Annotated in this window: 11 protein-coding genes; all 11 read right to left on the bottom strand. The window is 34.9% G+C overall.

The features are described 5' to 3' along the window. The coding region (locus tag RWZ86_RS07305; RefSeq protein ID WP_314680961.1) for an alanine--tRNA ligase-related protein at window positions 1-279 on the bottom strand (279 nt) is incomplete at its 3' end. A gap of 436 nt (window positions 280-715) precedes the next feature. Beyond that, on the bottom strand, window positions 716-1,171 hold the full coding sequence (locus RWZ86_RS07300) for a type II toxin-antitoxin system HicB family antitoxin (RefSeq protein ID WP_314680958.1): 456 nt from the start codon (window positions 1,169-1,171) through the stop codon (window positions 716-718). Between the two features lie 257 nt (window positions 1,172-1,428). Further along, window positions 1,429-1,884: an 8-oxo-dGTP diphosphatase gene (locus RWZ86_RS07295; protein WP_314680956.1), complete on the bottom strand. Its 456-nt coding sequence runs from the start codon at window positions 1,882-1,884 to the stop codon at window positions 1,429-1,431. Window positions 1,885-1,903: 19 nt separating this feature from the next. Further along, window positions 1,904-2,338, bottom strand: a complete 435-nt coding sequence (gene msrB, locus RWZ86_RS07290; RefSeq protein ID WP_006702836.1) for a peptide-methionine (R)-S-oxide reductase MsrB — start codon at window positions 2,336-2,338, stop codon at window positions 1,904-1,906. A gap of 11 nt (window positions 2,339-2,349) precedes the next feature. Further along, window positions 2,350-4,338 carry a DNA mismatch repair endonuclease MutL gene (gene mutL, locus RWZ86_RS07285; RefSeq protein WP_314680954.1) on the bottom strand — a complete coding sequence of 663 codons (1,989 nt, stop codon included), beginning with the start codon at window positions 4,336-4,338 and terminating at the stop codon, window positions 2,350-2,352. A gap of 4 nt (window positions 4,339-4,342) precedes the next feature. Beyond that, window positions 4,343-6,958: a DNA mismatch repair protein MutS gene (mutS, locus tag RWZ86_RS07280; RefSeq protein WP_314680952.1), complete on the bottom strand. Its 2,616-nt coding sequence runs from the start codon at window positions 6,956-6,958 to the stop codon at window positions 4,343-4,345. A 20-nt stretch (window positions 6,959-6,978) separates the two neighbouring features. Further along, window positions 6,979-7,776 (bottom strand): TIGR00282 family metallophosphoesterase, encoded by a 798-nt coding sequence (locus RWZ86_RS07275; protein ID WP_314680949.1) that lies wholly within the window; start codon window positions 7,774-7,776, stop codon window positions 6,979-6,981. Between the two features lie 142 nt (window positions 7,777-7,918). Next, the gene (locus RWZ86_RS07270) at window positions 7,919-8,248 is read right to left on the bottom strand and encodes an AzlD domain-containing protein (protein ID WP_314680947.1); all 330 of its coding nucleotides are present in this window, start codon (window positions 8,246-8,248) and stop codon (window positions 7,919-7,921) included. Beyond that, window positions 8,245-8,949 carry an AzlC family ABC transporter permease gene (locus RWZ86_RS07265; protein WP_314680945.1) on the bottom strand — a complete coding sequence of 235 codons (705 nt, stop codon included), beginning with the start codon at window positions 8,947-8,949 and terminating at the stop codon, window positions 8,245-8,247. Before RWZ86_RS07265 ends, RWZ86_RS07270 begins: the two co-directional genes overlap by 4 nt. A 176-nt stretch (window positions 8,950-9,125) precedes the next feature. Continuing rightward, complete coding sequence (tkt, locus tag RWZ86_RS07260) at window positions 9,126-11,123, bottom strand: transketolase (protein ID WP_314680941.1); 1,998 nt, start codon at window positions 11,121-11,123, stop codon at window positions 9,126-9,128. A 55-nt stretch (window positions 11,124-11,178) separates the two neighbouring features. Beyond that, window positions 11,179-11,427 (bottom strand): DUF896 family protein, encoded by a 249-nt coding sequence (locus tag RWZ86_RS07255; protein ID WP_314680939.1) that lies wholly within the window; start codon window positions 11,425-11,427, stop codon window positions 11,179-11,181. Between the last annotated feature and the right edge of the window lie 97 nt (window positions 11,428-11,524).

The raw sequence follows: 11,524 nt of genomic DNA, 5'->3' as shown, positions 1-11,524 counted from the left end.
GTTCCCCATCATTTCAAATAATGTATGGTGTCTTGCAGTATGACCTACATTTTCAATATCGTTTGTACGAATACTCTTTTGAGCATTTGTAATTCTTGGAACTTCAGGTGTTTCTGTTCCATCAAAATATTTTTTCAAAGTAGCTACCCCTGAGTTAATCCATAATAATGTTGGATCATTCACAGGAATTAAACTTGCACTTGGATGTACCTTATGTCCTTTCTCTTGGAAGAAATCAAGATACATTTGACGAATTTCACTACTAGATAATTTTTTCATCTTTACCATCCTTTTCGTTTATTATAAAAAAATAAAAACTGCCCCATTGTTACAAGGGCGTCTACCACGCGGTACCACCTTGCTTACAATGAAACAGCATTTCATCCTCATTCATTCCGATAACGCGGGAAGCGTCTGTATTTCTACAAAATTCCAATCAGGAGCATAAATTTTGTGGTCATTTTCACCGACTAGACCTCTCTACGATTAAAATTCTTTTATCTGACTGGGCAATACTCATTTAGTATAAGAAAATCTGTTGTATTTGTCAAATAATTCAATAGGTATCTGTTACTTTACCAACTTCGCTAAACCTGCCAAGGAAGGTTGCTTTTGTACTTTGATTTTGATATTTCAACGGTACAGAAGCAACACGTTAGAAATCTTTCTTGTTACTCTATCATATTCATCGCAAAAAATAAACTCTTAGGAAATCCTAAAAGTTTATTTTTCTTTCGACAATTGCTTCCGTTAATGTTTGAGAAAAATTTAAACCTAATTCTCTTCCTAACTTATCAGCCCATCTCGGTATCGTTAAAGTCTTTTTTACTGGTTCTTGATTTCCTAAATAATGATTTATATTTACACCTACCATAGAAATAAATGATTTTTTTGAATCAAATTTTAATTCAATATCTTTATCATCCTTGAAAGGATTATGCTCAACTAAGGATAAAGAATTTATATCTGATGGCTTAGGTAAATCAATATCATTTTCGATACAATCAGCAATATTCATGCCTAGCCACTCACTTGCCATTTCCAATGCATCACTAATATCTTTTCCTTGAGTACCAGAAATATTTGAAAAATCTGGAAAATGTACAAAGTAAAGTGCACTAGTACCATCTGAATCATCATAATAAAACAACGCAGGATAAGTTACTAACATTTTCATACCTCCTATTAACAACATTATAGTACGTATTACACGTGTTAATCAAGAGTGATTACCTTCTCTCTCATATTACGTAAAACGAAGAAAGACTTCCCATAGTAGCATGCATCATAGTAGCCGAAACATCGGCTACTATGATTATGAAATTTCGAGACCAAGGCTCGAAATTTAGGCATGAGACCGCAGGGCTGCTGCCGTCCTTTACTACTATATTTAGGAAGTCTTTCGTAGTTTCTACTAAAAATTCTGTCCTACTTCAATTCCGGAATATACTCCTCATCCCCATAATTGAAAAACAATTCAGTAGGTCCCTTTTGTTCAAAAATGTCTAACATTTGATCCAAATGCCATAATGGTTCTCTCTTCTTCAAATCTTCTAAAGAAATCCAAAACATATCTCCCTCAGAAGAAGAACGAAGTTCACCCGTATAATGACTCGTCTTGTATAAAAAGACAATATAACGTGTTCCATCAGGTCGAATCCAATCCTTGATTCCACAAAACTCTAACTGACTAATCGTTAGTCCTGTTTCTTCTTTAATTTCTCTAATAGTTGAATCTACAATTGATTCCATCGGTTCAACATGACCACCAGGAAAGATTAGTCCTTGTGCATAACTCAAATTTTTCTCTTGTACTAAAACATTTCCCTCTTTGTCATAAATCATACACATATTGGTCAATTCAGTATAAACTGTACGACTCATTTTCTAACTCCATTTCTCTTTAAAAATATTGAAGAAATTCTCCATATCCTTCTTTTTCTAAATCTGCTTTTGGAATAAATCTTAATGCTGCAGAATTAATACAATAACGTAATCCACCTAATTCTTCTGGACCATCTGGGAATACATGACCTAAATGAGAATCTGCTTTTTGACTACGAACTTCTGTACGAACACGATTTAGTTTATGATCTTCTTTTTCTGTTAAAGTTGTGTTTTGAATTGGTTTTGAAAATGATGGCCAGCCACAACCAGCATCAAATTTATCTTTTGAACTAAATAATGGTTCACCACTCACGACATCTACATAAATTCCTTCTTCAAAAAATTCATCATATTCTCCTGAAAAAGGACGTTCTGTTGCTTCATTTTGTGTCACTTCATATTGAATTTCTGTTAATCGTTGTTTTAATGCTTCTTTTGAAAAATCTGACATTTTTCTTCCTCCTAATCTTCAAACTTCCACTTCGATTGATGTGGATCTTGAATTCGTTTAAATAATTTTTCCAAATCTTTATTGCTTAAATGAACTAATACCGGTCTACCGTGAGGACAATTATATGGATTTTTACATTTTGCTAAGTCCACTAATAATTGTTCTGCTTCAAGCGTTGTTAGACGGTGATTAGCTTTAATCGAACCTTTACAGCTCATCATAATGGCGGTTGCCTTTCTTAATTGAGCTACTGTTACTTTTTGATTCAAGAGAACTAAATCAATAATTTCCTCAATGATTTCTTTTTCTTCTCCCTGCTTAATCCAACTAGGATGAGACTGAATTTGAAACGTATGCGTTCCAAATGGTTCGATTTCAATACCAAATTCACGAATCATTTCTAAGGACTCTTGTAATTTTAACGCTTCTTTTTTAGAAAATTCCATAACAATCGGAATCATTAATGATTGACTGACAGGCGCTACTTCTCCAATGGAAACTTTAAAAATTTCATACTTAATACGTTCCTGAGCAGCATGTTGGTCTATCATGTATAAACCTTTTTCATTTTGCGCAAATAAATATGTCCCGTGCATTTGTCCAAAATAATGTAATTCTGGAAAATCAGTTTCAAAATTCTCTTCATCCAAATCTTGTGATAATTTCCAATAATTCGCTTTTTCTTGGTGGAAATCGATTCGGCAATCTTCGCAGTCCTCTTTGTTATGAACTGTTATTTGTACTGGAATTTCTTCTGTTAATTTTTCAGAAGGCTCTCTCTCAAATAGACTCTCTTCAGTTTCTAAAGGTAAAGCTTCAGAACTCACCTCTTCACTCATATACGAAGGAGTCTCCTCTTCTTGAATCCACTCACTCGGAGTCTCTACTCGAATGGACGGCTGAACAGGTTTTAAGTCAAAGTTCAATGTTTCTTGTTCTACTACTGGACGAGCAGGTGAAGAATCCTTTACTTTCCGCTTAAATGGTAAATCTTCTAATGATTCAGGAATACGTTGCACTCCTTGGATTGACTCATGTATCGCTTTTTGAATAAGCGCTGAAAGCTCCACTTCTTTACTAATACGAACTTCTTGCTTCGTTGGATGCACATTGACATCGACTAATTGGAAATCCATTTCAATATCAATCACTGTAATTGGAAAACGTCCCACCATTAAAGTAGAACCATAACCTGCAACAATTGCTTTAGAAATAGCAATATTGCGAATCGAACGACCATTGATAAAAATGGAAATATAATTTCTGTTGGATCGTGTTAATTCGGGTAAGGAAGTATAGCCACTGACTTTGAAGTCATCATCTTCCCCACTAAACGCTAGCATTTTACGAGCATTACTAGGGCCTAAATTCCCCGCAATTGCTTGGCGTAAGTCGCCATTTCCCGCTGTTCGAATTAATTCATTTCCTTCATTTCTTAAAATAATTGAAATTTCTGGATGGCTCAGAGAGATTTTACTCACAACATCGGTAATATGAGCAATTTCCGTTTGCAGTGTTCGAACAAATTTCAAACGAGCAGGTGTGTTATAAAATAAATCTGAAACTTCAATGGTCGTTCCTTTTAACGGAGGTACTTGAGTTTCTTCTACAATATTTCCTGATTCCACTTTTAACTGAGTTCCTACGTCTTCTCCAGTTGAAGTCGTTAAAGTTACTTTTGAAACAGCTGTAATACTTGCTAAAGCTTCTCCTCTGAATCCTAATGTTTTAATGCGGAATAATTGTTCAGGCGAATATATTTTACTTGTCGTATGACGTCGAATCGATAAGACAGCATCTTCACGACTCATCCCCGATCCATTATCAGTAATTCGAATAAGTTTTAATCCTGCTTCTTCAATTTCAATGACAATTCTTGTACTACCAGCATCTACTGCATTTTCCAATAATTCTTTGACAACAGATGACGGACGTTCAATCACTTCCCCTGCTGCTATCTGGTTGGTTAATAAAGCACTTAATTCTTTAATTTTCCCCATAGACTCACCCTTTCAGTCTTGTTTGCCATTGGTCGATGAATTGCAACGCTTGAAGTGGCGTTAAATTCATCACTCGAACGGATTTTAACTCCTCTAATACTTCTTGGTCATTATTACTTGTAAATAAGTCCAATTGTTCTGATTCGACACGTGGAATTTCAACTGTAGCACTACTTTCTGCATCTTCCACTCTACGTTCCAACTCAGTATTTTCTTGGAGACTTTCCTGTGCTTGCGAATTCGTTTCTAAAATCGTTAAAATATTTTCCGCATGACTTAATAACGATGAAGGTAATCCAGCTAATTTAGCGACATGAATTCCGTAACTCTTATCTGCTGGTCCTTCCATAATTTTATGAAGAAAGACTACTTCCCCATCTTTTTCAATCGCTCCTACGTGAACATTTTTCAAATCTTTATACGTATCACTTAAAGCTGTTAATTCATGATAATGAGTTGAGAATAGTACTTTCGCAGTTAAATATTCATGAATATAGCCAATAATGGCATGAGCAAGAGCCATCCCATCATACGTTGCTGTTCCTCTTCCGATTTCATCAAATAATAATAAACTCGTTGGATCAGCCTGACGTAGTGCTGTATTAGTTTCCATCATTTCTACCATGAAAGTACTTTGCCCTGAAATTAAATCATCTGCCGCCCCAATTCGTGTAAAGATTTTCGTAAAAATTGGAATTTTCGCACTTGTCGCAGGAACAAAACACCCGATTTGAGAAAGAATCACACAAAGTGCCAACTGTCTCATATACGTTGATTTCCCGGACATATTTGGTCCAGTAATTAATAAAATATGGTCTTCTGTCGTCATTTGAATCGAATTAGGAACATAACTAGAACGTCCCATCACTTTTTCAACAACCGGGTGACGACCATCGATAATTTCTAACGAACGATCCATTAATGAAATCGTAGGTCTAACTAATTGATACGCTTCACTGACCGTACTGAACGACTGCAGTACATCAATTGTAGCAACTGCTTTTGCCAATTCTTGTAATTGCTCCGTATAAGTTTTCACTTCTTCACGAACAGCTACAAATAATTCATATTCTAGTAAACTTGATTTCTCTTCCGCTTCTAAAATTAATGCTTCTTTTTCTTTTAATTCAGGTGTAATAAATCGTTCTGCATTACTCAATGTTTGTTTTCGTTCATAGCGACTATCATCTAATTGAGACAGATTCGCTTTTGTCACTTCAATATAATAGCCAAACACTTTATTATAACTAATTTTTAAGGATTTAATTCCTGTAGCTTCTCTCTCAGATTGTTGTAATTGAGCAATCCATTCTTTTCCATGCGCCATTGTTTCACGGTAAAGGTCTAATGTTTCATGATAGCCTTTTTTAATGATATTCCCATCTGATAAAGAGACTGGTGCATCTTCATCAATCGCTCTTTCAATGCGTTCATATAATTCTGGAATCGCATGTAATTGTTGTTTTAACTTTTGCCATTTCGGATGATTCAAACTATCGGCAATCGCTCTAAACACAGGAACTTTCGCCAAAGTTTGTTTTAATTGTAATAAATCTCTTGCATTGGCTGTTCCAAATGAAACTTTCCCAACAATGCGCTCTAAATCATACACACCTTTTAAAGCTTCAATAAAATCAATACGTTCAAAATAATGTTGCTTCAAACTTTCAACTAAATCATGTCGTTCTTCAATCTCAGTTTGAAGCACTAATGGTTTTTCAATCCATTGTTTTAATAAACGAGCTCCCATTGCTGTCTGAGTTTCATCAAGGAACCAATAAAGCGAACCTTGTTTTTGCTGAGTTCGAATCGTACTTGTTAACTCTAAATTTCTTTTCGCTTCATAGTTCATGAATAAGTAAAAGTCTCGTTCATAGTAACTCGCTTTTTGCAAATGAGTGAAGCTTTTCTTTTGAGTTTTCGCTAAGTAAGATAATAAACCTTCCAGAACTTCATAGACATCTTCTTGCTCGATATCTTCTAATAACGCATCGAAACTTCCTTTTTGAATCTCTTCAGTTTGTAAGGTAGATTGTAAAATATCAAAATACAAACACATTTCTTCTAATGCTTCAGAAGAAAAATCTCCTACTTTCACTAATTCTCTCGTTTTCAAACTCGAGCATTCACTACGAACTTCTTCCATTGATTGCACACGAGTCCCTTTTAATTCCCCTGTTGCAACATCAACATATCCTAACGCATAAGAATCTTTCGATAATGGCTTTAATGCTACTAAATAGTTATTCGCATGTTGTTGAGAATATTCCGTATACGTCCCCGGCGTTAAAACTTGGACAACATCTCTTTTAACCATTCCTTTAGTAAATTTAGGATCTTCTAATTGCTCACAAATCGCAACTTTCTTTCCATATTCAATTAATGTTCGAATATATTCTTTAGCAGAATGATGAGGAACTCCACACATCGGAATTGGATCTTCTGCATTTTTATTTCGACATGTTAATGTAATTTCTAATAGACGAGCAGCTTCTAGCGCATCATCATAAAATAATTCATAAAAATCTCCCAAACGATAAAACAATAAACAGTCCGGATATTGTTCCTTAATTGAAAAATATTGTTCCATCATGGGCGTTCTCTTCGTCTTTTGAGGCATTCGTAAAATGGTCTCCTTTTCTATTCCATAAATGGTTGATCTGGTGAAATTTTAATCGGTAAAATTTTCTTCACTTTACCCGTTGCATCATCACATTCAATAAAACAAGCAGATAATTGCACATCATCAGGATCAGACACTTCGAATCGAGTTGGCAATTGGTTTAAAAATTTACCAATAATCACTTCTCTTTCCATCCCTAAAATTCCATTATAAGGGCCTGTCATTCCCACATCACACATCACAGCTGTTCCCTGTGGTAAAATACGGGCATCATTCGTTTGTACATGCGTATGCGTTCCAATGACAGCTGTTACTTTTCCATCTAAAAACCAACCCATTGCTTGCTTTTCACTAGTTACTTCCGCATGGAAATCTACAAAAATAATTGGCGTTCTCTTACGAGCTGTTTCAACGAGTGACTGAATCACTTGGAATGGATCATCTAATGTATTCATAAAGACACGACCTTGTAAGTTAATCACACACACTTCCACTTGATTACATTTGACAAATACCATCCCTTGCCCTGGAACTCCTGCTGGATAATTCGCTGGACGAACCATTTTCTTAGCATCCTCAATAAATTCAAAAATATCACGATTATCAAAAGCATGGTTTCCTAATGTCACAACATCTGCGCCCGCTTGTAATAATTGCTTGTAAATTTTCTCCGTAATGCCCTTTCCATTTGCAGCATTTTCTCCGTTAACAATCGTTACTTGAGGTTTATATTTTTTCTTTAATTTTGGTAAATAATCTTCAATTGCTTGACGACCTGGAGCACCAACAACGTCTCCAACAAATAATAACTTCATGTGACTCCTCTTTCTATTTCATCTTCTATTAGTGTAACAACAAATGTTTTGAAATGGTAGTGTTTTGCTGAAAGAAATTCGAATGGAGCGCAAAAAAACTCTTAAAGTCTTTAGGAAGACCTCAAGAGTTTTCAATAACTATTTATACAAATACAACTTGAATTAAAATCATATAAATCATTGTTGGAACAAAAATACTTAGTAAAGTATTTTGCTTCCACCAATGTAACACTACTACACAGGCAATACTAGTGAGTTCTGCTGCCCCAAATGGCGCTTGTGCCCATGCTACGTCTTTGACACAGTAAATAACTAATGTCGTCATAATTGCTTTAGGTAACACTTGCGCAATAAATTGTAAGCGAGGAGGTAATACATCATGATGACGGAACATCACATAGGGAAATAATCTCAATCCGAATGTTACAATCGTTGCAACCATCATGCTTAAAAAAATCATCATTGGTGTCATTTAGATACTTCCTCCTTCAATTTGTGTTTCATATTTCTTTCAAAAATGATCATTAATAAAATGACTGTACAAGCTAGACTTGGTAATAAGAAGTATTTTGGTCCAACTGCAATTAGCCAGAATAAGGCACTACTTCCACCAATTAAGAATGGATAGTAACGATCACTTTGCATGATTTGATTGACCACAATTAGAACGAATAATGCTGTCATTGAAAAATCAATACCTTTTGCAGAAAACGGAATAAAGTTACCTGCAACAACTCCAACCATTGTTCCGAATACCCAGTACACATGATTTAAAAAGGCAAGGTAGACATGAACGTTATCAGAATACGTTCCTTCTCCCTCTTGTTTCATACCAACCATAACAGAAAATGTTTCATCTGATAGGGCAAAGATTAAATAGAAAGCTTTCCATCCTAATCGCTTAAATAATTCAATAAAACTAATACCGTAAAACATCATACGAGCATTGATAAGCAAGGTCATAATCGCAATCATTCCTAGCCCTAATCCAGCATTCATAAAGCTGACAATGGCAAATTGCATTGAGCCAGCATACATAAAAATACTAGAAAAAATTGCCCACCAGCCAGAATAACCATCTTGTACCATTAAAATGGCAAAGGCAATACCTAAAAATAAATATCCAAAGAAAATTGGTAATGATAATTTAAATGCTTGTTTCCACTCTTTCATTCCTTAACTCCTTTTTATTCATATACAAATGACAGTGTACCTAATCTTCTATAAGCTTGCAACTAATAACTATTCTCTATTTTATGAAAACAGTAGTAGCAATAATAAAAAAATACCGACTTCCATCAACCTAAAGTGGTTCTTTTGAACGAAGTCGGTATTTTTTCATTATTTGATTAATTTAATGACAAATATGTTGCTACTACATTTTCAACGGTAAATCCATATTCTTTCATTACAGTATTTCCATTACCGGATGCACCAAATTTATCAATCGTTACTAATTCCCCATCGAATCCTACATAACGATGCCATCCTAGGCTTGCACCCATTTCAATTGCAACACGTTTACGAACTGAACTTGGTAATACAGCTTCTTGATATTCTTTTGATTGTTCTTCAAATCGGTTCATTGCTGGCATTGAAACAACTGAAATATCATGTCCTATTTCTCTTAATACTTTTTGGGATTCAACTGCTAGACTTACTTCAGAACCTGTTGCAATCAGAATTCCTTCTGGAACTTCTCCTTGTTGAGGACTTACAACATATGCTCCTTTATCCACTCCATCAAAGGCTAAGTCTAATGAATGTTCCAATACTGGAAGATTTTGTCTTGATAAGACTAATAGAGATGGTCTAGTTGTATCTTCTAAAGCAATTTTCCAAGAAGCAGCTACTTCATTACCATCAGCTGGTCTAAATACATTCGTATTAGGTGTTGCACGGAATGCAGCTAACTGTTCAATTGGTTCATGAGTCGGACCATCTTCACCAACTGCCACCGAATCATGTGTATAAACATAAATAGTTGGTAATTTAGAAAGTGCAGCTACACGCATAGCTGGTTTTATATAATCAGCAAAAACAAAGAATGTACCAATATATCCTCTAGTACCACCATGTAATAAAATACCATTTAACGCTGCACCCATTGAGAACTCACGTACACCAAACCAAATATTACGTCCAGCATAATTACTAGCTTCAAAATCCTTCTCTGCTTTATTCATAGTATTATTTGAAGAAAACAAATCAGCTGATCCTCCCCAGAATGATGGAATATGTTTTCCTAATTCTTGAATGACTTCTTGGCTTGTTACACGAGAAGCTTTCGCTGGAGTGCCAAATTCATATTTGGGTAAAATTTCTTTCCAGTCTAAATCCCATTTTTGCGAGAAACTTTCTTCGAATTGTTTTGCTAGTTCAGGATACTCTTTACGATAAGCTTCAAACAATTCTTGCCATTCTTGGTAATCGTGTTCACCTGTTTGCACTAATAATTTATCAAATCGATGAGCTACTTCTTCAGGAACTTCAAACGGGGCATAATTCCATCCATAATTTTGTTTCATGATTTTAATGCCTTCTTCTCCTAAAGGAGTTCCATGAATTTTGTTTGTTCCTTGATTTGGAGCACCATATCCAATAATTGTTTTCACTTCGATTAAAGTTGGTTTTTCAGTTTCACCTTGCGCTTCTTCAATCGCTTCTGCGATTTCATCTAAGTCATTTCCATCTTCAACACGAATATAATTCCAACCTTGAGCGATAAAACGGTCTTTTACACTTTCATTAAATGATTTTGATAATTCGCCATCTAATGTAATGTCATTTGAATCGTATAAGACAATTAATTTATTTAATTTTAAAGTACCTGCTAGAGAAGTTGCTTCATAAGAAACACCTTCCATTAAGTCTCCATCTCCACACATCACATAAGTATGGTGATCTACAATTGGAAATCCTGGACGATTATAAGTTGCAGCAAGATGCGCTTCTGCCATTGCCATTCCAACACCATTGGCAAATCCTTGTCCTAAAGGTCCAGTTGTTGCTTCAACCCCATCAGTATGACCAACTTCAGGGTGACCTGGAGTTTTACTATTAAATTGACGGAAATGTTTTACATCTTCAATCGATACTTGATATCCAGAAAGATGTAATAATGAATATAAGAGTGCTGAACCATGTCCACCTGATAAAACAAAGCGATCACGATCAACCCACTTAGATTCTTTTGGATTTACTTTTAAATATTTTGACCATAATACATAAGCCATTGGAGCAGCACCAATTGGTAAACCTGGATGTCCAGAATTTGCGGCTTGAATGGCATCCACACTCATTGTACGAATCGTATCTACTGCTAATTGATCTACTTTATCAAACATATTAACACTCCTATTCAAATGATAAATTTATTTATTTCTTAATTTAATGAAATATTTACTCTGCGTTACGATTATGTAATCCTTTTTCTCGTTGAATTTGTTTCAATTTTTCAGGAGTTACATCGTTTCCTTCTTCATCAACTACTTTTAAGCCTTCAATATGATTTCTCATTCCTCCACGGAATGCTTCTAAATATTCTTGACGTAATAACAATTGTTCATCTTGCTCTGCTTGAGTTAATCCAACTGTTTTCTTCTTACGAGCTAATTCATTGATTCTTTCAATTTTTTTAGGATCTAACATATCAGACTTCCTTTCTAACATTCAATATCTACCTATTTATCATACCATTATTTGGATAAAAAGAAAACAATCTAACATACGAACATTTGTTTGATTT

The organism is uncultured Granulicatella sp. (genome assembly GCF_963545075.1).
In the GTDB taxonomy this organism is placed as follows: Bacteria; Bacillota; Bacilli; order Lactobacillales; family Aerococcaceae; genus Granulicatella.
The sequence above is the reverse complement of the archived record's forward strand: the minus strand, read 5'-3'. Positions and strand labels throughout refer to the sequence as shown.